The sequence below is a fragment of the Frigidibacter sp. genome (genome assembly GCF_030695035.1).
In the GTDB taxonomy this organism is placed as follows: Bacteria; Pseudomonadota; Alphaproteobacteria; order Rhodobacterales; family Rhodobacteraceae; genus Frigidibacter.
On the sequence record NZ_JAUYTT010000010.1, the window covers coordinates 353,372 to 374,356 of the forward strand.

At 67.3% G+C, this 20,985-nt stretch carries 20 protein-coding genes; 9 read left to right on the forward strand and 11 right to left on the reverse strand.

Features of this window, described 5'->3' with window-relative positions:
• Positions 1 to 85: 85 nt before the first annotated feature.
• Genes Q8S30_RS10880 through Q8S30_RS10895 form a run of 4 tightly spaced genes read right to left on the reverse strand, consistent with a single transcriptional unit; the run spans position 86 to position 4,237 of the window.
• The gene (locus Q8S30_RS10880) at positions 86 to 1,978 is read right to left on the reverse strand and encodes an amidohydrolase (protein WP_305666035.1); all 1,893 of its coding nucleotides are present in this window, start codon (positions 1,976 to 1,978) and stop codon (positions 86 to 88) included.
• Positions 1,975 to 2,664, reverse strand: a complete 690-nt coding sequence (locus Q8S30_RS10885) for a hydrolase (protein WP_305666036.1) — start codon at positions 2,662 to 2,664, stop codon at positions 1,975 to 1,977. The genes Q8S30_RS10880 and Q8S30_RS10885 overlap by 4 nt, the downstream gene beginning before the upstream one ends.
• Complete coding sequence (locus Q8S30_RS10890; RefSeq protein WP_305666037.1) at positions 2,664 to 3,293, reverse strand: alpha/beta hydrolase; 630 nt, start codon at positions 3,291 to 3,293, stop codon at positions 2,664 to 2,666. The genes Q8S30_RS10885 and Q8S30_RS10890 overlap by 1 nt, the downstream gene beginning before the upstream one ends.
• An 11-nt stretch (positions 3,294 to 3,304) precedes the next feature.
• Positions 3,305 to 4,237 (reverse strand): VOC family protein, encoded by a 933-nt coding sequence (locus Q8S30_RS10895; RefSeq protein WP_305666038.1) that lies wholly within the window; start codon positions 4,235 to 4,237, stop codon positions 3,305 to 3,307.
• 128 nt (positions 4,238 to 4,365) lie between these two features.
• Here Q8S30_RS10895 and Q8S30_RS10900 point away from each other — a divergent pair, with 128 nt between their 5' ends.
• A complete protein-coding gene (locus Q8S30_RS10900; protein ID WP_305666039.1) occupies positions 4,366 to 5,286 on the forward strand; it encodes a LysR family transcriptional regulator in 921 nt (306 codons plus the stop codon).
• Between the two features lie 176 nt (positions 5,287 to 5,462).
• Here Q8S30_RS10900 and Q8S30_RS10905 read toward each other — a convergent pair whose 3' ends face one another.
• Positions 5,463 to 5,744, reverse strand: coding sequence for a hypothetical protein (locus tag Q8S30_RS10905; RefSeq protein ID WP_305666040.1), 282 nt, complete (start codon positions 5,742 to 5,744; stop codon positions 5,463 to 5,465).
• Positions 5,745 to 6,054: 310 nt separating this feature from the next.
• Between Q8S30_RS10905 and Q8S30_RS10910 the strand changes: the two genes are divergently transcribed.
• Together Q8S30_RS10910 and Q8S30_RS10915 are read left to right on the forward strand one after the other, a co-directional pair.
• On the forward strand, positions 6,055 to 6,405 hold the full coding sequence (locus tag Q8S30_RS10910; protein WP_305666041.1) for a hypothetical protein: 351 nt from the start codon (positions 6,055 to 6,057) through the stop codon (positions 6,403 to 6,405).
• Positions 6,406 to 6,506: 101 nt separating this feature from the next.
• Positions 6,507 to 7,859, forward strand: coding sequence for a PepSY domain-containing protein (locus Q8S30_RS10915; protein WP_305666042.1), 1,353 nt, complete (start codon positions 6,507 to 6,509; stop codon positions 7,857 to 7,859).
• A 453-nt stretch (positions 7,860 to 8,312) separates the two neighbouring features.
• Here the strand turns inward: Q8S30_RS10915 and Q8S30_RS10920 are convergent, their stop codons facing one another.
• From Q8S30_RS10920 to Q8S30_RS10935, 4 genes are all read right to left on the reverse strand, one after another.
• On the reverse strand, positions 8,313 to 8,435 hold the full coding sequence (locus tag Q8S30_RS10920) for a hypothetical protein (protein WP_305666043.1): 123 nt from the start codon (positions 8,433 to 8,435) through the stop codon (positions 8,313 to 8,315).
• A 6-nt stretch (positions 8,436 to 8,441) separates the two neighbouring features.
• The gene (locus Q8S30_RS10925) at positions 8,442 to 8,837 is read right to left on the reverse strand and encodes a carotenoid oxygenase family protein (RefSeq protein WP_371135503.1); all 396 of its coding nucleotides are present in this window, start codon (positions 8,835 to 8,837) and stop codon (positions 8,442 to 8,444) included.
• A 127-nt stretch (positions 8,838 to 8,964) separates the two neighbouring features.
• Complete coding sequence (locus Q8S30_RS10930) at positions 8,965 to 9,375, reverse strand: DUF6220 domain-containing protein (protein WP_305666044.1); 411 nt, start codon at positions 9,373 to 9,375, stop codon at positions 8,965 to 8,967.
• A 3-nt stretch (positions 9,376 to 9,378) separates the two neighbouring features.
• The gene (locus Q8S30_RS10935) at positions 9,379 to 9,939 is read right to left on the reverse strand and encodes an NAD(P)H-dependent oxidoreductase (RefSeq protein ID WP_305666045.1); all 561 of its coding nucleotides are present in this window, start codon (positions 9,937 to 9,939) and stop codon (positions 9,379 to 9,381) included.
• A gap of 89 nt (positions 9,940 to 10,028) precedes the next feature.
• Between Q8S30_RS10935 and Q8S30_RS10940 the strand changes: the two genes are divergently transcribed.
• The 5 genes from Q8S30_RS10940 (at position 10,029) to Q8S30_RS10960 (ending at position 16,614) form a co-directional block, all read left to right on the forward strand.
• Entirely contained in the window at positions 10,029 to 10,916 is an 888-nt protein-coding gene (locus tag Q8S30_RS10940) for a LysR family transcriptional regulator (protein WP_305666046.1), read from the forward strand.
• Positions 10,917 to 11,079: 163 nt separating this feature from the next.
• Positions 11,080 to 11,799, forward strand: a complete 720-nt coding sequence (locus tag Q8S30_RS10945; protein ID WP_305666047.1) for a TetR/AcrR family transcriptional regulator — start codon at positions 11,080 to 11,082, stop codon at positions 11,797 to 11,799.
• A complete protein-coding gene (locus Q8S30_RS10950) occupies positions 11,799 to 12,797 on the forward strand; it encodes an HlyD family secretion protein (protein ID WP_305666048.1) in 999 nt (332 codons plus the stop codon). Before Q8S30_RS10945 ends, Q8S30_RS10950 begins: the two co-directional genes overlap by 1 nt.
• A gap of 4 nt (positions 12,798 to 12,801) precedes the next feature.
• A complete protein-coding gene (gene rbbA / locus Q8S30_RS10955) occupies positions 12,802 to 15,495 on the forward strand; it encodes a ribosome-associated ATPase/putative transporter RbbA (RefSeq protein ID WP_305666049.1) in 2,694 nt (897 codons plus the stop codon).
• A complete protein-coding gene (locus Q8S30_RS10960; protein WP_305666050.1) occupies positions 15,496 to 16,614 on the forward strand; it encodes an ABC transporter permease in 1,119 nt (372 codons plus the stop codon).
• Between the two features lie 50 nt (positions 16,615 to 16,664).
• Here the strand turns inward: Q8S30_RS10960 and Q8S30_RS10965 are convergent, their stop codons facing one another.
• Entirely contained in the window at positions 16,665 to 17,762 is a 1,098-nt protein-coding gene (locus Q8S30_RS10965; RefSeq protein WP_305666051.1) for a zinc-binding dehydrogenase, read from the reverse strand.
• A 65-nt stretch (positions 17,763 to 17,827) separates the two neighbouring features.
• Positions 17,828 to 19,111 (reverse strand): guanine deaminase, encoded by a 1,284-nt coding sequence (gene guaD / locus Q8S30_RS10970; RefSeq protein ID WP_305666052.1) that lies wholly within the window; start codon positions 19,109 to 19,111, stop codon positions 17,828 to 17,830.
• Between the two features lie 443 nt (positions 19,112 to 19,554).
• Here guaD and mgtE point away from each other — a divergent pair, with 443 nt between their 5' ends.
• Positions 19,555 to 20,937, forward strand: coding sequence for a magnesium transporter (mgtE, locus tag Q8S30_RS10975; protein WP_305666053.1), 1,383 nt, complete (start codon positions 19,555 to 19,557; stop codon positions 20,935 to 20,937).
• Positions 20,938 to 20,985 lie beyond the last annotated feature (48 nt).

Consider the following 20,985-nt stretch of genomic DNA (forward strand, 5'->3'; position numbering starts at 1 on the left):
GTTCCTCGCATGGGCGTTGGGCATGGACGTGCCACGGCACGATTTCGGGACAGGTGGTGAGAGGTTGGATCATCATGCCTCCCTGTCAGACTGCGAAGCACGAACATCCAAGCGCGCCCCAGAAGGCGCGCTTGTCGCGGACGGGGATCGGGTTCGCCCAGGCAATGCCATGCGCATGGCCGTGAAGGCCGCAGCCGCTGGCGCAGCCGTCATGGCAGGCCCGCATCGCCATCTGGGCCGGGGCGCCGGGCGCAGCGCGTTCCGCCGGGCTGGCGAGCACGGCATTGACCGACCAGCCGGGGCTGGCGGGGGGCAGGGGCGGGTTCAGGCCGGCGAACTCGGCATCCGCAAAGACGATGCGCCCCCCGACAATGGTCAGGGCCGAGGTGATCCCACGCAGGCTGTCATCCGGCACCGCCATCATGTCGTCGGACAGCACCGCCAGATCGGCATACATCCCGGGGCTGAGGCGGCCCTTGACCTCCTGCTCGCCCGAAAACCATGCCGAGCCGGTGGTCCAGATCGCCAGAGCCTCTTCGCGGGTCAGCAGGTTGTCCTCGCCGTAAAGCGGCAGGCCGCCCACCGTCCGGCCCGTCGTCAGCCAGTGCAGCGCCACCCAAGGGTCATAGCTGGCCACCCGCGTGGCATCGGTGCCACCCCCGACCGGCAGCCCGCTTTGCAGCATCGCGCGGATCGGCGGCGTCGCCTTTGCGGCCTCTGCCCCGTAGCGATCGACGAAGTATTCGCCCTGAAAGGCCATGCGGTGCTGGGTGGCGATGCCGCCGCCAAGCGCCCTGATGCGGTCGATGTTGCGCGGGCTGATCGTTTCGGCGTGGTCGATGATGAAACGGGTCTTGAAGGGCACCCGGCCCGTCACCCGCTCGAACACCGTCAGGAAGCGGTCGATGGTCTCGTCATAGGTCGCGTGGATCCGGAAGGGCCATTCGTTCGTCGCCAGCAGCTCGAGGATGCGCTCCAGCTCGTCCTCCATCACCGGCACAGGGTCGGGCCGCGGTTCGAGGAAGTTCTCGAAATCCGCCGCGGACCAGGCCAGGTTCTCGCCCGCGCCGTTCATCCGCAGCCAGTCGTCGCCCGCACCGGGATGGGTCATGCCGATCCAGCGTTCATAATCGGACAACTCGCGCCCTGGCGTCTGCGCGAACAGGTTGTAGGCGATGCGCAGGGTCATCTGGCCGTCGCGGTGCAGGCGCTGGACCACGTCGTAATCGTCGGGATAGGCCTGCCCGCCGCCGCCCGCGTCGATGACCGAGGTGATGCCCAGCCGGTTCAACTCGCGCATGAAATGGCGGGTGGAGTTCAGTTGATCCTCGACCGGCAGCTTGGGGCCCCGCGCCAGCGTGGAATAAAGGATCAGCGCCGATGGCTTGGCCAGCAGCATTCCGGTGGGGTTGCCCCTGGCATCCCGCTCGATCACGCCGCCCGGCGGGTTCGGCGTGTCGGCGTTGATCCCCAGCACCAGCAGCGCCGCGCGGTTCAGCAGCGCCCGGGCGTATAGGTGGAGGATGAAAACCGGCGTGTCCGGCGCTGCCGCGTTGATCTCGTCCAGCGTCGGCATCCGGCGTTCGGCAAACTGGAACTCGGACCAGCCGCCGACCACCCGCACCCATTGCGGCGCAGGCGTGTTCGCCGCCTGCCGGCGCAGCATCGCCAGCGCATCGGACAGCGAGGGCACGTTTTCCCATCGCAACTCGATGTTATAGCTCAGCCCGCCTCGGATCAGATGGGTGTGGCTGTCGTTGAGCCCCGGAATGACCCGTCTTCCGTTCAGCGCGACCACCTTTGTCGCATCGCCGGTCCAGCGCATGACATGGGCGTCATCCCCCACAGCCACGATCAGGCCATCACGGATTGCCAGCCCCGTGGCATCCGGCGTCTCGCGGTCCAGAGAGGTGACGCGGCCGCCGATCAGGACAAGATCGGCCAGCCTATCCGTTGCGCGAGGGTCCGCGCCGGTCACTTGTCACCTTTCGAGGTGGCGCGCGGGCCGGTGTGGCGGCTGCGATGCGGGGCCTTGTGGACCATGGTATAGGCGTAATCGACGCCCATCCCGTAGGCGCCAGAATGCTCCTGCACCAAGGCCATGACCGCATCATAGGTGCCCCGGCGCGCCCAGTCGCGCTGCCATTCCAGCAGCACCTGCTGCCATGTGACCGGCACGACACCGACCTGCATCATCCGCTGCATCGCGCGGTCATGCGCCTCGAGGCTGGTGCCGCCCGAGGCATCGCTGACCATGTAGATCTCGAAATCCGTATCGGCCAGACAGGACAGCGCGAAGGTCGTGTTGCAGACCTCGGTCCACAGCCCCGCGACGACGATCTTGGTTGCCCCCTTGGCGGCATTGGCGCGCAGGGCGTCGCGCACATTCGCATCGTCCCACGAATTCACCGAGGTCCGTTCCAGCAGGGGCGCATCGGGGAAGACGTCCAGCAGTTCGGGATAGGTGTTGCCGGAAAAGCTGTCGGTCTCGACGGTGGTGATCGTCGTGGGGATACCGAAGATCGCCGCGGCCTTGGCCAGACCCACGGTATTGTTCTTCAGGGTCTGGCGGTCGATCGACTGCACGCCAAACGCCATTTGCGGTTGATGGTCGATGAAGATCAGCTGGCTGTTCTGCGGGGTCAGGACGTCGAGCTTGGACATCAGGGCTCTCCTCGGGAATGAAGGGGCGCGGTCAACAGCGCGCGCAGGGCGATCAGTTCGGGCTGGCGCAGGTCATGGCCGCCCTCGTGGATGCTGGTGGTGACGGAGGCGCCTTGCGCGCCGAACCAGTCGATCAGGCGTTCGGTCAACGGCCAGGGGCAGATCGGATCGCGCCGTCCTGCGGTGATCAGCACGGGCGTTCCTGCCAGCCCCGGGGCTGGCTGCGGCTGCCAGGGGATCAGCGGATGCAGCAGGCCGATCCGGTCGAACAGGTCGGGATGGGCCATTGCCACCGCGGCCAGGATGTTCGCGCCGTTGGAATAGCCAAAGCCGAAGACCGGCGTGCCGGGATTGGCGGCTCGGTGGGCGCCCACGAAGGCCGCCATCTTCTGCGTCCGCTCGCCAAGGTCGTCCATGTCATAGACGCCTTCGCCCCTGCGCCGGAAGAACCGCGCCGCGCCGTGTTCCAGAACATCGCCCCGGGGCGAGACGATGCCCGCCCCAGGCACAAGCTGACCGGCCAGGTCGAAAAACTGATGCTCATCCCCGCCCGTGCCGTGAAAGGCAAGGATCAGGGGTGCCCCCGGGCCGGGGGCACGCGTTCGCGCGGTGTAGGAGGAGGTCGACATGGCAGACCCCCTCAATCCGTGATCACTGGCAGGTTGGCTTGGATCCGGTCGCGCAGCGGTTGATAGCGGGTGGGCAGCTGCAGGGACTGGCCCAGATGCCGGCTGTCCTCATCCCGATCAAAGCCGGGCTCGTTGGTGGCCACCTCGAACAGGACGCCGCCGGGCGTACGGAAATAGATCGCCCAGAAGTAATCCCGGTCGATCACCGGCGTGACCTGATAGCCGGTGTCCAGCAGCGCCTTGCGCACCTCGGCCTGTGCGGCGCGATCCTCGACCGCAAAGGCGATATGGTGGACGGACCCCGCCCCCTGCCGGGCCGCCCGGCCACCCGGCAGCGCCTCGAGGTCGATCACATCCGCCGCATTGCCGCCCTCGATCCGGTACCGGGTGACGTTGCCCGCCGTCTCATCCTTGCGATAGCCCATGAACTGCAGCAGCTCGCCCGTGGCAGCCGCGTCGCGCAGGCGCATCCGGGCGCCGTGGAACCCCAGCACGCCGGCATGTTCCGGCACATCGCTGCCCGTCCAGGGGGTCCGTCCGCGCGGGTCGGCCTCGACCAGCGCATAGCTGTCACCATCCGGGCCCTCGAAGCCAAGCCGCGTCTCGCCCAGAAAGCTGTCGTCGCGCAGCCCGGTAACACCGTGGGTCGAAAGCCGGTCCTTCCAGAAGGGCAGCGACCCCTTGGGCACGGCAAATTCGGTCATGCCTACCTCGCCGATGCCCCGAGCGCCGCGCGGCATTTGCGCAAAGGGAAAGGACGTCATCACAGAGCCGGGCGTCCCGATCTCGTCGCCGTAGTAAAGGTGATAGACCTCGGGCGCGTCAAAGTTCACCGTCTTCTTGACCCTGCGCAGGCCCAGAGTGCGGGTGAAGAAGCTGTTATTGTCATTGGCATCCGCCGCCATCGAGGTGACGTGGTGCAATCCCTTGATCTGGTCGATCATCTGAAACTCCTCGGGCCGGTCCGTGCGGCCCCGTTGACTGATATTGACCCCAAGATAATCGGTCCCATCATTGTCCGAAACAGAAACGTATCTTCATTTACTGTTGCCGATAGTGTAATGATCGGCGGATGCAGGACATCAATTCCTTTCGCGTCTTTCTGGAGGTCGAGGCCCAACGCAGCTTTGCCGGTGCTGCGCGCGTCCTGCGGATGACCCCCGCCTCGGTCACCCGGATCGTCGCCCGGCTGGAGACGGATCTGGGTCAGCAGCTGCTTGTCCGCACCACCCGGCAGGTGTCGCTGACCAATGCCGGGGCGGTCGTCGCGGCCCGCCTTCGTCCTATCGTCGAAGAGTTCGATCGGGCCACCCATGACATCACGCGCGCCGCCCGCCCCGATCGCGGCAGGCTTGCCATCAATGCGCCTATGTCGTTCGGCCTGCGTGTGATGCCCCGGATGATCCACAGCTTCCGGCTGGCCTATCCCCATATCCAGATCGACCTGCAGATGACCGACGCGCTGGTCGATATCGTGGATGCCAGCTGTGATCTGGCGATCCGCATCGCCCGCCCGCCCGCCGTCAAATCCGCGATCTGGCGCAAGATCTGCGAGGTGCCGCGCCAGCTGGTCGCGGCCCCCGCGCTGTTCGACCGTGTCGCCCGCCCCGGAACGCCGGATGATCTGGACCCGGATCACTGCCTGTCCTACAGCACTGGCGGCTCTGCCGAGGTCTGGCGCTTGGCCAAGGGCGCACGCACGCGCAGTCTTCCCGCCGGAACCAGCGTCTGCACCAATAATGGAGAGGTTCTCTACAGCCTCGCGGCAGCGGGCGACGGCATCGTCAACCTGCCGGTCTTTCTGGTGAAGGACGGTCTTGCCAAAGGCGAGGTGGTGCCCGTCCTGACGGACTGGCAGATCACCCCATTGTATCTCATGCTCTATTATCCGCCCTATGAGAGGCTGCCGCCGCTGGTCTCGACCTTCACGGATTTCTTCGAGGCCTGGGTCCACGACCTCGACGGCTTCGATTTTCCGACCACCCCCGGCTGAGGGACGGCCGGCGAGCGGGCGGCGAAGGGTGGGCAGGGGCTGGCCGCGGGTCATCAGGCCGTCTGCCCCGACAGGGCGGTGTGGATCTGCGCGACCACGGCCGCGCCTTCGCCGACCGCGGCGGCGACCCGCTTGGTCGGTCCGGCACGGACATCCCCCGATTGCAAAGACCCCTGTCATGCTGGTCTCCTAGCGGCAGGGAATCCCCTCCGGTGACGATACTGGCCTGCGCCGTGGCTTGTGATCGTGGCCTCGCCGTTCAGGCCATCGCGGCGCACCATCTCGATCGTGCCGTCCAGCACCAGCCCCATCGGCGCGTCGCGGAGGCTGATGTCATGGATCGTCTCACCCGGGGCGAAGCGCACCGGCGGCCCGCTGGCAAAGCGACGCGCGGCATCCATCTGGGCCGGGGTCAGGGTCGGAAACTTCTGGTGGTTCCGGCTGTCGTCGATGGCCATCCTGCGCTCCTTGCCAGTCGAGGCGGGACACGTGATCAGGCGCCCGATGCCCCAACATGTTGGGGGCAGGGGCCTGCGGCAATCATACGCAGGTTTAGGGTCGGCGGTCTGACAGCCGGCCACGGGTCAAGCGCGGTCCGGGAACACGTCCGCCAGCAGGGTCGCTGGCCTTTTGCGCCAGGCTCTGGCCGGCCCACGAACCGCGCCCCCGACATGCCGAGGCGACGGGGCCACAGCCGCACCAGCCTCGGGCACCCTTGCCGTTTTGCAGACTTCCCTCATCCCCCATTTCCATGCCATGCCATGCCCCATGTGGACCCGGCTCGCCTTCCCCATTCTTGCCCTTGCTGTCGCGGTGATCGTCGCCGTGACCAGCATCGCCTCGGCCGGGATGATGGCGCCGGACCGGGAAGATGCCGCGATCACCGCCTTTGAACTGGCGCATGGCGCCAGCCTTGGCGATCTGTGCGGCGGGGATCTGCCGCAGGATCACGGTTGCCCGTTCTGCCATGCGCTGCCCGAGGCGCCGACCGTCGGCCATGATGGCATCGCGTTTCTGCTGGCCCCGCAGGATGGCTGGCGGCGGATGCGCGATCTGCACCGCGCCGCGCAGACGCGCAACCTGCACCATTCCCCAAGGGGGCCTCCGGTCTTCGGCTGACGGCATCTTGCCGCGCCCGACCGAAGCATCGCCGGCGGCATACCCGCCCGGCTCCCCTTGTCGCCCGGCCGCAAGATGCGGCGGGCCTGTGGAATGGACCCATGACTCAAGCATCCCCCCGCGCGGCGAGTGCCGCGCTCTACAGTGCCATCTGGCGCTGGCACTTCATTGCCGGCCTCGTGATCCTGCCTTTCATTCTGATCCTCGCCGTCACCGGTGGGATCTACCTGTTCAAGGATGAGATCAACGACGCCGCCTACAACCGCCTGCGCTTTGTGCAGCCTGCGGCGACTGCCCCGCTTCTGGCCTCGCAGATCACCGCCGCCGCGCTGGAGGCGAACCCCGGCACGCTCAAGGCCTATACCCCCGCCGCGGCTGCGGATCGCAGCACCGAGGTGGATATTCTGGGCGCGGACGGGTTGAAGAACACTGTCTATGTCGATCCCTATACCGGCGCCGTGCAGGGCAGCCTTTGGGATGGCGGCGCGGCGGGCAGCCCTGCGATGTATGTGGTGCGCAAGCTGCATTCGCTGGAATATATCGGCTGGGTTGGCAACCGGCTGATCGAGATGGCGGCGGGCTGGATGGTGCTGCTGGTCGCCACCGGCGTTTACCTGTGGTGGCCGCGGGGAAAGAAAGTCGGCACCGTCAGCATCAAGGCAACCCGCGGGCGACCGTGGTGGCGCGATCTGCATGCGGTCACCGGGATCTATACCGCGTCCTTCATCGTATTTCTGGCGATGACCGGGCTGCCCTGGTCGAGCGTCTGGGGCGGCAAGTTCTATGACTACGCCTATGCGCTCGGCCTCGGGATGCCGGATGGCTACTGGTCGGGTAAGCCCGTCTCCACCGTGCCGGTTTCTGCCGTCATCGACCGCGCGCCCTGGATCATGGAGCAGCAGCCGGTGCCGGTGTCGACCGCGGCGGCGGGTGTGCCGCAGGCGCTCGATAACGTTGTGGCACGCGTGGAGGCGCTCGGCATCGTTCCGGGCTACGCGGTGGTGATGCCGAATGGGCCGGAGGGCGTGTTCACCGCTTCGGTCTATCCGGACGACATCACCCATGAGCGGGTGATCCATCTCGACCAGTATAGCGGCGACGTCCTGTATGACGCGGGCCTTGCCGATCTGGGCACCTTCGGGCGGTGGGCGGAATGGGGGATCAGCGTGCATATGGGGCAGGAGTTCGGGCTGGTGAACCAGATCGTCCTGCTGCTGGCCTGCGCGGCGATGGTCATGCTCTGTGTCTCTGCCGCGGCAATGTGGTGGAAGCGCCGCCCCTCCGGCGCGCTCGGGGTGCCGCAAGTGCCGGCCGATTGGCGGATTCCGCGGACGTTGCTGCTGATGGCGGTGGCGGCGGGGGTCTTCTTCCCGCTGGTCGGGCTGTCGATGCTGCTGCTGGCGGCGGTGGAGCTGGCAGTGTTTCTTGCGGGCCGGCGGCTGCGCACGGCCTGAAAACGGAGCGCCCGGCACGGACCGGGCGCTTCCCCTTCTGTCTCAACGCGCCCCGGCGGCCCAGGCCCGCCAGCCGCGGGCGAGGGACGTAGCACAGCAGCGTCACCGCCGCGAGGGCGCCGTCGATGACCACAACCGCAAGCCGATTGTCCGAGGGCATCGGGCCGAACTCGAAGGCGGCGTTGGCGAAGGCCCCGATCGTCGCCAACGCCAGCACGAACACGAGCAAGCGCCGGGATCCGGTCGCTGCGTGCGGTGTGAAAGTTGGCGGTCGGCATGGTCTTCTATCTTCCCAAAGTCGGGATCAAGGCTCAGATCTCCAGATCGTCGATCCAGCTGCCATGCACGCCTGCGGGCACCAGACCGGCAGTTCGACGGCGGCGATGGGGCCGGCCTCGATACGGGTGGCGTTGAGGATCCACAGCTCGGCGCTGCGCAGGTCGCTGACATAGGTCAGCAGCGAGCCATGATCCTCTGCCGTGCCGGAGCAGCAGGCACGAAGCAGGGCTCGCCCGCCATCACGCCCTGCGGCAGGGCCATCAGCTGGCGCGCGCCGCTGCGGATGTCGTATTTCACGAGCCCTCAGCCGCGCTGGCCTGCGCCGGGGAAGCTGCAGGCATAGACAAACCGGCTCTCGCGCCCGGTATGGGCAAGGCTGATGGAGGGGAACTCCACCGTCAGGTCATCGAGCAGCACCACCTTCGCGGTGCCCGCATTCGGGTCGATGCGCCATTGGCCGCATACACAACTACCGGCGGGCGGCGCGCCATGGGCCGAGACGCCGTTGTTGAAATCCAGCGCCTTGCCCCAGGCTGGGCGGTCGAAATAGGGCCGCTCAAGGATGATCTGCCCCGCGGCATCCTCCCAGGCATTGGCGAATGCAGCGCGTAATAGGGCGGAACGTCGATCCAGCGCACACCGCCCTTCGTGCGGTCGCGGGGCATCACGCCGATGCGGGCGGGGTAGCTGTCCTGCCAGTCATAGGGGAACGGCTGGTCCAGCCCGAGGTCGAGCAGGGCCGAGGCGTCGAACCATCGAGGTGGCGACGGTGCTGGCGGCAAGGCCGCTGGCCATGCGCAGGATATCGCTTCCGCTGGGGGTCATGTCAGGTATCCAAGGCAAGAGGTTGGGCACGACGACGCTCGACCTTGGCCAGCAGGGTCAGGCTGGCGGTCAGCAGCAGGGCGCCGTTCAGGGGGTGAAGCGCGAGCAGTGGCCCGGCCCCGGCCGCCAGCGCGATCTGGGCAAGGTAGAGGAGGGCGGTCAGGCCCGCCCACCAGCCGAAGCCACGCAGGCGGGGGAGGAAGAGCGCCCCGCCAAGAAGCGCGAAGACGGGCAGCGACAGCGCCCCGCCAACCGCGCCGTGCAGCCCCCACATCCCGCCATCGCGGAAGAGGGCGATGCCCGCGCTGAGGAACTGGGCAAGGAGCCCGAGGGGCAGGAGCCGGGCGGAGAGGGTGAACCAGACGGGGGTGCCGCGGCCAAGATCGGTGAAGGTGTCATGCATCTTCTCCATGGTTCAGGCGGCCCGTTTCACGGGTGTGGCGATCCAGCGGGCGAGCGTTTCGGCATAGTCCGCCGCCGCCGCCTCCAGCTCCTCTGGCGACAGGTCCATGGCGCGGTAGAGCACGAAGGGCTCGGCCCAGGGCAGGCCGCAACGATTGGCGGTTGCGCGCAGCGGAGCGAGCATGTCGGTCATCGCGAACATATTGGCGCCGCCGGGCCGGTAGGCCTCGGGGACGTTCCCTGCGGTGGTGGCAACCATCAGCGGTGTGCCCTCCAGCAGGCGGCCCTCGGTTTCGTACTGGATGTAGAACATCCGCGTCAGCACGGCGTCTTGCCAAGCGCGCAGCAGCGGCGGCGTCGAATACCACTGCAGCGGGAATTGCAGCACGATCCGGTCGGCGGTCAGCAGCCGCGCAACCTCGGCGGCGCCGTCGCCATACTGCCCATCCGGGTTTTCCGCCTGCATGTCGATCACCTCGACACCCGGTAGGGCGGCGGCGGCGCGGGCGAGGGCGGCATTGGCCTTCGAGCGGGCGGGGTCGGGGTGGAACATGTAAACCAGAGTGCGTGTCATCGTCGTCTCCTGCGGTTGCTATGCAGGAACTGTGCGGCATGCCAATAAATCACTCCAATCGATAAATGATTTAGTCTATTATCTGTTCCATGAATTTACGCTCGTTCGACCTCAACCTGCTGGTGATCCTCGACGCGCTGCTGGACGAGGCGCATGTCAGCCGTGCAGCAGATCGGCTGAACCTGTCGCAGCCGGCCGCCTCGGCGGCGCTGCAGCGCTGCCGGCACCTGTTCGGGGACGCCTTGCTGGAGCGGGGGCGCGGCACCATGCGCCTGACGCCGAAGGCGGAATCGTTGCGGGCGCCGCTGAAATCCCTGCTGGCGGGGGTGACCGATCTTGTCGATCCGGTGGACCCGCCCCTGACCGAGCTGCAACAGGTGCTGCGGATTTCGATGACCGATTTCCCGGCGCTGCTGGTGATCGGCCCGCTGCAGCAGGCGCTCGCCACTTCCGCCCCCGGCATCGATCTGGTGTTCCAACCCTGGCACGGGGCCGAAGCTGCCCGCGCCGCCCTGATCGCGGGGGTCACCGACATCGCCGTGTCGGTCCTGCCGGGTGAGGCGGGCGAGCTGGAGGTGACCAACCTGCTCGATGAGCATTACGTGACCTCCCTGCGCCCCGGTCATCCGGCCATCCCCGGCTTCGATCTGGACCGCTGGCTTGCCTACCCGCATATCCTTGTCTCGGGCCGCGGCGAGACCCGCAGCCCGCTGGATGCCGACCTTGTCCGCATGGGGCGCGCCCGCCGCGTCGGGCTGGTGGTGCCCAGCTTCGGCATGGTGCCGGACCTGCTGCGCGGGTCGGACATGATCGCCATGCTGCCCTCGCGCATGATGCCGGTGGCGCCGGATCTGGTCAGCCTGCCGGTGCCGATCCCGGTGGCGGGGTTTCCGCTGCATCTGGCCTGGCACCGGCGCCGGGCCAAGGATGCTGGCCTCCAGCATGTGGCGGGGCTGCTGGCGGGGATGCTGGCATAGGCTCCGCCGGTCCCGAGGGATTTGGGCTGCGGGGATCGGGTACGTGGCCAGAAGCGCATATTTATCATTTTGACAGATCCGTCACTTACACCTTGTGCTTTGTAGTCTCTTGCGTCCCTGTGCCGTATTGTCAGCCCATCCACATGATCTCACTGTCAGGCGCATGAACATGCTGTCCCACTCGCCCGACCACCGAACCCGCACGGCCGAGCGTCGGCGTGACGCGATGCGCCGACGGCTGGTCGAAAGCGCGATGCTGGTCTTTGCCGCGAAGGGGACGGAGACCGTCGTCATCGACGATGTGATCATGGTCGCCGGGGTGTCGCGTGGAACCTTCTACAAATACTTCCCCTCGACCCTCGATCTGATGGTGGCGATCAGCCAGGAACTGGCGAACGAGCTGATGGCGCAGGTCGAACGCGTGGTCGCCCCTATTCCCGACCCGGTCGAGCGGGTGGCCCTTGGTCTGCGGCTGTTCATCGAGACGGCCCGGGCTTTTCCGCTGTTTGCGGGCTTCATCCGCGCCACCGGGGTGCAGGCCACGGGGCCGGCGGCGCTGATCTACAACTACCTGCCGGACCATCTGAACGAGGGCATCGCCAAGGGGCGCTTTCTGGATCTTCCGCTGGAGATACACCTCGACCTGATTACCGGCACGGTTCTGCTCTGCGTGCTGCGCCAACTCCCGGTCCCGACCGAGACGGCACATGTGCGGCAGGTCGTTGCCTCTATGCTGCGGGCACTTGGCCTGCCCGCGCCTGAGGCCCGGGCCATTGCGGATCTGGATCCGCCGCCGCTGCATCTGCCCGAAGACAGCCTGCTGGTGCGCACGCAGCGCCGCCTTGAGGCGGGATCGGATGACACCTGCCGGAGAGCCAGATAATGAAGCCCAAGCTGATCGCGGCCCTGCTTGCCCTGTCGCTCTTGCCCGGGATCGCCCTGGCCAAGACGCCGTTCGAGGCGCTGATTGCCCGCTTCAAGGGTGGCGACACCTATGAAGGCTTCGCCAGTTCAAACGGCCGGCTTGAGGCGCAGACCGTGGCGGTGGCGGCAAAATATGCGGGCCGCGTGACCGAGGTTCTGGTTGCCGAGGGCGATCTGATCGAGGCGGGCACCGTCATTGCCAGGCTGGATGACCGCGATATCGCGGCGCAGCTGGTTGGTGCGAAGGCGGCCGTCTTGCGCGCCCGCGCGGCATTGCAGGTCGCCGAGGCGGGGGTCATGCAGGCGCAAAGCGCGCTGGATGTCGCCGGGACCAACCACAAGCGCATCACCACGCTGACCGCCGACGGCTATGCCGCGCAGTCGGTGCTGGATGACGCGACCAACGCGCTGACCTCGGCCGAGGCGTCACTTGCGATGGCCAAGGCGCAGGTGGCCGATGCCGATGCGCTGATCGAGGTGTCGAATGCCTCGGTGGTGCAGCTGGAGGTCGCGCTGGACGACCTGACCATCCGCGCGCCGATCAAGGGGCGCGTCCTCTACCGGCTGCGCGAACCCGGAGAGGTGGTGGCGGCGGGCGCCTCGATCGTCACGCTGCTTGATCTGACCGATGTCTGGATGAACCTCTATCTTCCGGCGGATGCGGTGGGCCGACTGATGCTGAACGATGAGGCGCGGCTGATCCTCGACCCGGTGCCGCAATTCGTGGTGCCCGCACGGGTTACCTTCGTCTCGCCCGAGACGCAGTTCACGCCGCGGTCGGTCGAGACCGAGGCGGAACGGCAGGATCTGGTGTTCCGGGTGAAGCTGACCATCCCGCGCGAGCTGCTGGAGACGTTCGAGGATTACGTGAAATCCGGGGTGCGGGGCATCGGCTTCGTGCGGACCGAGCCTTCGGCGGAATGGCCGGCCGAGCTGTCCGTAAAGCTGCCGGAGTAAGGCGGTGGAACCGGCCGCCCGATTGACGGGTGTCAGCCACGACTATGGGCGCACCCGGGCGCTGGACGATGTAGCGCTGGATATTCCCGCCGGCTGCATGGCCGGGCTGATCGGGCCGGACGGGGTGGGCAAGTCCACGCTGCTGGCGCTGGTGGCGGGAGTGCGGCGGCTGCAAAAGGGCCGCATCACGGTTCTGGGCGGCGACATGGCAACGGCGCGCAGCCGCCGCGCCAATGCCCCCCGCATCGCCTATATGCCGCAAGGGCTGGGGCGGAACCTCTACCCGACGCTGACGGTGCGCGAGAACCTTGATTTCTTCGGGCTGCTGTTCGGGCAGGGGGCTGCGGAACGCAACGCCCGCATCGCCATGCTGCTGAAGGCCACCGGGCTCGACCCGTTCCCGGACCGGCCGGCGGGCAAGCTGTCGGGCGGCATGAAGCAAAAGCTCTCGCTCTGTTCGGCGCTGATCCACGATCCCGACCTGCTGATTCTGGATGAGCCCACGACCGGCGTCGATCCGCTGTCGCGCGGCCAGTTCTGGGATCTGATCGACCATATCCGCACCGAGCGGCCGGGGATGAGCGTGCTGACCGCCACCGCCTATATGGAAGAGGCCGACCGCTTCGACTGGCTGGCGGCGATGGATGCGGGCCGTGTCATCACCAGCGGCACCCCGGCAGAGCTTCGCGCCAAAGGCGGTGGCACCACGCTCGAGGCGGCCTTTGTCAATTTCCTGCCCGAAGACCGGCGCGGCGATACCACCCCCGTCATCCTGCCGCCGCGGGTCGAGGGTGAGGGCGCGGTTCCTGCGATCGAAGCCACCGACCTGACCAAGCGGTTTGGCGCATTCATCGCGGTGGATGATGTCAGCTTCACCATCCCGGCCGGTGAAATCTTCGGATTTCTGGGCTCCAACGGCTGCGGCAAATCCACGACGATGAAGATGCTGACCGGCCTGCTGACCCCCACCGAAGGCATGACAAAGCTGTTCGGCGAACCGATGACTGCGGGTGACATGGAAAGCCGCCTGCGGATTGGCTACATGTCGCAGAGCTTCTCGCTCTATGGCGAATTGACGGTGCGGCAGAACCTTGTGCTGCACGCCCGCCTTTACGCCTTGCCACGCGCGGATCATGCGCCCCGCATCGCCGAGGTACTGCGCGACTTCGACCTTGATCACGTTGCCGATGCCCTGCCCGAAGACCTGCCGCTTGGGATCCGTCAGCGGCTGCAGCTGGCGGTGGCGGTGCTGCACCGGCCGCGGATCCTGATCCTCGACGAGCCGACCTCGGGCGTCGATCCGGTGGCGCGCGATGTGTTCTGGCGGATGCTGATCAAGCTGTCGCGCGATGACGGGGTGACCATCTTCATCTCGACCCATTTCATGAACGAGGCAGAGCGCTGCGACCGCATCTCGCTGATGCATGCCGGCAAGGTGCTGGAGGTCGGCGCCCCCGCCGAGATCGTCGCGCGCCACGGCGCGCCCTCGCTGGAGGCGGCGTTCATCGAGGTCCTGGCGACAGAGCTTGGCGATGCCGCAAGACCGCTGACGACGGGGTCCATGCAGATGCCGTCGACCCCGCCTTCGCGCCTTGCGGGCGTGGTGCGCGCCCGCGCCTATGCCTGGCGTGAGACGCTGGAGCTGATCCGCGATCCGATCCGGCTGTTCTTCGCGCTTGCCGGGCCGGTGATCTTGTTCATCACGATGGGCTACGGGATTTCCTTTGACGTCGACAAGCTCAGCATCGGGGTTCTGGATCAGGATCAGAGCGCCGAAAGCCAGCGTCTGGTCGAAGGCTTCACCTCGGTGCGCCAGTTCGCCGCCGCGCCCCCGGCCGCTGGCCCCGAAGAGCTTGCGGCGCTGATGGGCCGGGGACGGATCACGCTGGCGCTGGACATCCCCGAAGGCTTTGGCCGCAGGCTGGCAGGGGGCGAGGTGCCGGAAATCTCGATCTGGGTCGATGGCGCCATGCCGTTCCGGGCCGAGACGGCCCGCAGCTATGCGCTGGGGGTGCTGGACCGGGGCCAGGGCGACGGTGCCGCCAGCGCGGATCCTGTCAGCTTCGAGACGCGGTTCCTGTTCAATCAGGCGTTTAAAAGTGCCAATGCGATGGTGCCCTCGATCCTCATGCTGGTATTGATGCTGATCCCGGCGATCATGGCCGCGATCAGCGTGGTGCGCGAGAAAGAGACGGGCACCATCGCCAATTTTCGCTCGACCCCGGTGACGCGGCCCGAATTTCTGATCGGCAAGCAGATCCCCTATATCGTCCTCGCTTGGGGCAGCTTCTGGATGCTGTTTCTGCTGGGCCGCGGGCTGTTCGGCGTGCCCTTCACCGGGTCGCTCTGGGCTTTTGGCCTTGTTGCGCTGGTCTATGTCACGGCGACGACCGGGTTCGGGCAGCTGATCTCCTCATTCACGGCGACGCAGGTTGCGGCGGTGTTCGGTACGGCGATCATTGCGATCATCCCGACGGTGAACTTCTCGGGCCTGATCATGCCGACCTCGACGCTGGCGCCCGCCGGACGGGCCATCGGGCAGGCCTTTCCCGGCGCGTGGTTTCAGCCGGTCAGCGTGGGGTCTTTCGTCAAGGGCTTCGGCGCGGTCGATCTGCTGGTGCCGGCGCTGGTGCTGGCCGGGTTCGCCCTGGTCTATCTGGGTCTGGCTGTCGCCGGCCTGCGCAAGCAGGAGGCGTAGATGCAAAGCCTGAAGAACATCGCGGCGCTGACGGTCAAGGAGTTGCGGGCGCTGGCGCGCGACCGGATCATGCTGTCGCTGATCCTCTACGTCTTCACGGCGGCGGTCTGGATGGTGTCAGACGCCGCTTCGACCGAGGTGCGCAACCTGTCGGTGGGCATCGTCGATGAGGATCAAAGCCAGCTCTCGGCGCGTATCACCGATGCGGTCCAGCAGCCGATGTTCGCCGCCCCCGTCGCCCTGACGCCGGCCGAGGCTGCGCAGGGGCAGAAGGCGGGCGATTACGTGCTGGTGCTGTCGATCCCGCCGGGCCTTGAGCGCGATCTGCTGACGGGGAATGCGGTCAGCCTGATGCTGCTGGTCGATGCGACGGCCGTGGCCCATGCCGGCAATGGCGCCTCCTTCCTGCGCCAGGCGGTGCAATCCGAGATCGCGGCCTGGGCCGGGTCAGAGACAGCCAGCGCCGCGCAGGTGGATGTGGTGTTCCGCAACCTTTACAATGCCAACCTGACCTCGCGCTGGTTCACCGCCGTGATGCAGCTGATGAACAACGTGACGATCCTGATGCTGATCCTGGCCGGCTCCTCGCTGATCCGCGAGCGCGAGCATGGCACCATCGAGCATGTTCTGGTCATGCCTGTGCGCCCGCATGAAATTGCCCTGTCGAAGATCTTCGCCAACGGCGCCGTGATCCTGCTCGCCCAGATGCTGAGCCTGACGCTGGTGGTCGAGGGGCTGATGGGCATTCCCGTCGCAGGCTCGCTGGCAGTCTATCTGGTGGGGGCGCTGCTCTATGTGCTGGCGGTGGGCTGCATCGGCCTTTTGCTGGGCACCGTCGCGCAGAACATGGGCCAGTTCGGCCTGCTGGCGATTCCGGTGATCGTGGTGATGTTCCTGCTGTCGGGGGGCATGACGCCGATGGAATCGATGCCGGGCTGGCTGCAGATGGTCATCCGCCTGATCAGCCCCGCCCCGCATTTCGTGAGCTTTGCGCAATCGGTGCTGTATCGGGGGGCGGGGCTGGCGACCGTCTGGCCCCAGATCGCTGCCATCGCCTGCGTGGCCGCGGTCGCCTTCGCGCTGGTGCTGTGGCGGTTCCGCAAGCTGCTGGCGGGCTGACGGTCGCCTGTGGCGCGGGCGCTATGTCAGCCCTCCCAGCCTGCCAGCCCTTATGGCGTGATCAGGTATTTCGCCCCCGTGGACTTGCGCATGTAGGCGGCCACCGTTTCCGGCTCCAGCGCCTGCTCGAGCGTGATGCGGGCGGTGTAGGGACTGGCGAAGGTCGTGTCCATTTCATCGACGACCCGCTTGCGCATCGCCTGCACCGTGGCGGGGTCGAGCCGCTGCAGCGCATGGAACAGCAGCCAGCCGCCGATGCTCCAGCTGAAGCCGAAGCCGCGGCGCAAGGTGGTGGGGCCTGTGTCGAGCGCCCCGTAGATGTAGCCCTGCTTCAGCACCGCCGAGCCATAGCGATCATAGCTGGCCATGCTGCGCGCCGCGACCGCCTCCATCGCGTTGAGGATGGTGCTGGTCATCTCGCCACCGCCGATGGCGTCGAAGCAGAGGGTGGCGCCGGTCGCGGCGATGGCCTCGGTCAGGTCTTCGCGGAAGGTCTCGGTGCTGCTGTCGATGACATGCTCTGCCCCGATACCGCGCAGCAGGGCGACCTGCTCGGGGCTGCGGACGATGTTCACAAGGCCGATGCCGTCCGCCATGCAGATCCGCACCAGCATCTGCCCGAGGTTGGAGGCGGCGGGAGCGTGGACGATTGCCGAATGCCCCTCGGCCCGCATGGTTTCGGTAAAGCCAAGCGCGGTCAGCGGGTTGACGAAGAGCGCGGCCCCCGTTTCGGCCGAGGCGCCCTCGGGCAGGGGTAGGCAATCCTTGGCCGCGATCAGGCGCAGGCGGGCATACATGGCGCCGCCGAGCATGGCGACCCGGCGGCCGACAAGCTGCTGCTGGTCCGGCCCCGCCGCGATGACGGTGCCGGCGCCCTCATTGCCCGCGGCAAGGGACTGGCCGATCCGCGCCCGCATCATGGGCATGGCGCGCTCCGGGATGCGCGCGGTCAGCGCCGCGCCGTCCTTCGCCAGCGTCGTCATGTCGGCCGGCCCGAACATCAGCCCCAGATCCGAGGGGTTGATCGGCGCTGCCTCGATGCGCACCAGAAGCTGTCCCGGCCCGGGCTCGGGCAGGGTGACGGGCTCCAGATGCAGCCGCAGCGTGCCACCCTCGCTGACGGTCGATCTCAGTTCCAGGCTGTCCATGGGCTCTCCGATCCGGGTTGGCGCGATCCTCCCCCAGCGAGGGGCCGGGCGCAACCGCAGCCCCGTCACCCCAGCCGTTTGCCGCCGATCCACACCCCGGCGACGGCGCGGTCGTCGCCCATCATGATCGTGGGGAACAGCGCCTCCCACAGATCGGCCGCGCGCCCCGACCTTTGAGCGATTGCAGGCGTGGAGCCTAGGTCGATAGCCACCAGATCCGCCTCCATTCCCACCGCAAGATTGCCGACCTTTTCCTCGATCCGGAGCGCGCGGGCGGACCCCACCGTCGCCAGCCACCACAGCTGCGAGGGGTGCAGCGCCGTGCCGCGCAGCTGGGCCAGCTCATAGGCCGCGGCCATGGTGCGCAGCATCGAGAAGGACGACCCGCCCCCTGTATCGGTCGCCAGCCCGATCCGCAGCCCCGATGCCACCAGCCCGGCCATGTCGAAGATGCCGGAGCCGATGAAGGTGTTCGAGGTTGGGCAATGCACGAGGCTCGCGCCTGCCTCTCGCAGCCGGTCCCGCTCGCGCGCTGTCAGGTGGATGGCATGGCCATAGACCGCGCCTTCGCCGAGCAGGCCCTGCGCCTCGTAGGTGTCGAGGTAGTCGCGGGCCTGCGGGAAGAGGGATTTGACCCACTCGATCTCATCGGTCTGTTCGCTCAGATGCGTCTGCATCAGGCAGTCCGGGTGCTCGCGCCAGAGCTGCCCCAGCATCATCAGCTGCTCGGGCGTCGAGGTCGGCGAGAAGCGGGGGGTGATGACATAGGAGAGGCGGTCGACCCCGTGCCACCGCTCCAGCAGGCGGCGGCTGTCGTCATAGGCCGATTGTGGGGTGTCGCGGAGGCCGTCCGGCGCGTTGCGGTCCATGCAGGTCTTGCCGGCCAGCGCGCGCATGCCCCGGGACTGTGCGGCGGCGAAGAAGGCATCGACGCTGGCGGGATGGATGGTGGCGTAGCTGCACATCGAGGTGGTGCCATGCGCCAGCGCCAGATCGAAGTAGCGCTCGGCGACCTCGGTGGAATAGGCGGGATCGGCGAAGCGCATCTCCTCGGGGAAGGTATAGCTGTTCAGCCAGTCGATCAGCCGCTTGCCCCAGCTGGCGATGATCCCGGTCTGCGGGTAATGCACATGCGCGTCGATGAACCCGGCCGAGAGGAGGGCGTTGCCCATGTCGGTGACGGCGGCCTGCGGATGGGCGGCGCGGAGGGTTTCGGCCTCGCCCATCTCCGCGATACGCCCTTGGCGGATCAGCACGGCGCCGCGAGTGGAGTGGCGGGCGGCGGTTGGCCCTTCGACGAAGGGGTCGCCGGCAAAGGCAAGCGTCTGTCCGATCACCAGCTGATCCATCATGGCCTCCTTGCTGCCGGGGTTAGTTGACTTCCAGCAGATCGGGCGGGCGCAGGCAACAGGGGATGCGGGGGGCTGGGGGTGATCTGGGAGGTGCTCGCCCTGGATGCAGCGCTCGGATGGCAGACCATCCGTTCGGGCGGGAACAGGCGAGGCACTGCCTCGCCGCCGCCCGTGCGGGGCCCTTCCCCCGGAGCCGCCGGCCGCGCGAGACCGAATGAGGCCAGCGCCCGCCAGGGGCGGGGCGGGCGCTGGCCGGGCCCTTTGGGGGCCCGTCCGGTGCAGGATGCTATGGCGCGGCGTGGCGAAAGCGATGGCCTTCGCCAAGGATAGGGGCGTGAACGGCGCCGACAGGGCCGGACCTTCGCCCCAAAGCATCCCCGCCCATACTGGCCCTTACCCACTGGCTCGGCTAAGCTACGCGCAAATCAGGCGGGGGCGGCATGGCGGATAATTCGGTCGAGGAAATCGAACGCGAGGAAGAGGACTATGGCCTGGACGCGGCCCTGGTCGGACAGATCCTTGATGCAGTAGACGCGCATGACACGGCGCGCCTCGAGATTCTGACCGAACCGCTGCACGCCGCCGACATCGCCGACCTTCTGGAGCAGATCGGCCCCGCCGAACGGCGCGACCTTCTGCGGCTCTGGCCCCGCGGCATCGACGGCGAGGTGCTGTCCGAGATCGACGAGTCGATCCGCGAGGAGGTGATCGAGTACCTGCCGCGCGAGATGCTGGCCGAGGCGGTGCGCGAGCTCGACTCGGACGATGTGGTCGACCTCATCGAAGACCTCGAGCAGGCTCAGCAGGAGATCATCCTCGGCGCGCTCGACAAGTCGGACCGCGCCGCCGTCGAACAGTCGATGGCCTATCCGGAATATTCCGCTGGCCGCCTGATGCAGCGCGAGGTGGTCGCCGCCCCGCAGTTCTGGACCGTCGGCCAGGCCATCGATCATTTTCGGCGCGAAGCCGACGACCTGCCCGAACTGTTCTTCGACGTCTATGTGGTCGATCCGTCCTACAAGCCGGTGGGCGCGGTGCCGATTAGCACCCTGCTGCGCAGCCGTCGCGACGTGCCCCTGGCCCAGATCATGGAGTCGCTGTCCGAAATCCCGGTCGATATGGACCAGGAGGAGGTGGCCTACATCTTCGACAAGTACCACCTGATCTCCGCCCCGGTGGTCGAGCCGGGGGGCCGCCTTGTCGGCCAGATCACCGTCGATGACATTGTCGGCGTCATCCATGAGGAAAGCCGCGAGGACATTCTGGCCCTGGCTGGCGTCTCTGACAGCGGCCGGCACGGCGGGGTCTGGGACATGGTCGCCTCGCGCCTGCCCTGGCTGCTGCTCAATACCCTCACCGCGGCCCTGGCGGTCAGCGTCATCCAGGGGTTTGAGGCGCAGATCGCCGAGGTCGTCACCCTGGCGGTGCTGATGCCGATCGTCGCCTCCCTGGGCGGCAATGGCGCGACCCAGACCCTGACCGTGGCTGTGCGCGCCCTGGCCAGCCGCGAACTGTCTGCGGTCAACGCCGTACGCACGGTGAGCCGTGAGATGATCGTCGGCGTCGTCAATGGCGTCGTCCTGGCTGTGGTCACCGGCGTGGCCATCTATCTGATCTTCGGCGACCTCCGCCTCTGCGTCGCCTTCGCCGCAGCGATCGTCATCAACATGTTCGTCGCCGCGGCGGCAGGCGCCCTCGTGCCCCTAGCCCTGGAGCGGATGGGCCGGGACCCTGCGGTCTCATCTGCTGTCTTTGTGACCTTCGTCACCGACTTCACAGGATTTTTCGCCTTCCTGGGGATCGCCGCCCTGATCCTGTTGTAAGCGGCCCCTATCTTGCGGGTTGAGGCCCAGACCCCGTGTTTGTGTCTC

Bases quoted from the DNA above. Each gene is read 5' to 3' on its own strand.
- Q8S30_RS10910 (WP_305666041.1), top strand. From the start codon at position 6,055: ATGTGGACCCGGCTCGCCTTCCCCATTCTTGCCCTTGCTGTCGCGGTG.
- Q8S30_RS10885 (WP_305666036.1), bottom strand. From the start codon at position 2,664: ATGTCCAAGCTCGACGTCCTGACCCCGCAGAACAGCCAGCTGATCTTC.
- Q8S30_RS10940 (WP_305666046.1), top strand. From the start codon at position 10,029: ATGAATTTACGCTCGTTCGACCTCAACCTGCTGGTGATCCTCGACGCG.
- Q8S30_RS10905 (WP_305666040.1), bottom strand. From the start codon at position 5,744: ATGGCCATCGACGACAGCCGGAACCACCAGAAGTTTCCGACCCTGACC.
- Q8S30_RS10950 (WP_305666048.1), top strand. From the start codon at position 11,799: ATGAAGCCCAAGCTGATCGCGGCCCTGCTTGCCCTGTCGCTCTTGCCC.
- Q8S30_RS10945 (WP_305666047.1), top strand. From the start codon at position 11,080: ATGAACATGCTGTCCCACTCGCCCGACCACCGAACCCGCACGGCCGAG.
- Q8S30_RS10930 (WP_305666044.1), bottom strand. From the start codon at position 9,375: ATGGAGAAGATGCATGACACCTTCACCGATCTTGGCCGCGGCACCCCC.
- Q8S30_RS10935 (WP_305666045.1), bottom strand. From the start codon at position 9,939: ATGACACGCACTCTGGTTTACATGTTCCACCCCGACCCCGCCCGCTCG.
- Q8S30_RS10960 (WP_305666050.1), top strand. From the start codon at position 15,496: ATGCAAAGCCTGAAGAACATCGCGGCGCTGACGGTCAAGGAGTTGCGG.
- Q8S30_RS10895 (WP_305666038.1), bottom strand. From the start codon at position 4,237: ATGATCGACCAGATCAAGGGATTGCACCACGTCACCTCGATGGCGGCG.
- Q8S30_RS10965 (WP_305666051.1), bottom strand. From the start codon at position 17,762: ATGGACAGCCTGGAACTGAGATCGACCGTCAGCGAGGGTGGCACGCTG.
- mgtE (WP_305666053.1), top strand. From the start codon at position 19,555: ATGGCGGATAATTCGGTCGAGGAAATCGAACGCGAGGAAGAGGACTAT.
- Q8S30_RS10915 (WP_305666042.1), top strand. From the start codon at position 6,507: ATGACTCAAGCATCCCCCCGCGCGGCGAGTGCCGCGCTCTACAGTGCC.
- Q8S30_RS10890 (WP_305666037.1), bottom strand. From the start codon at position 3,293: ATGTCGACCTCCTCCTACACCGCGCGAACGCGTGCCCCCGGCCCGGGG.
- guaD (WP_305666052.1), bottom strand. From the start codon at position 19,111: ATGGATCAGCTGGTGATCGGACAGACGCTTGCCTTTGCCGGCGACCCC.
- Q8S30_RS10900 (WP_305666039.1), top strand. From the start codon at position 4,366: ATGCAGGACATCAATTCCTTTCGCGTCTTTCTGGAGGTCGAGGCCCAA.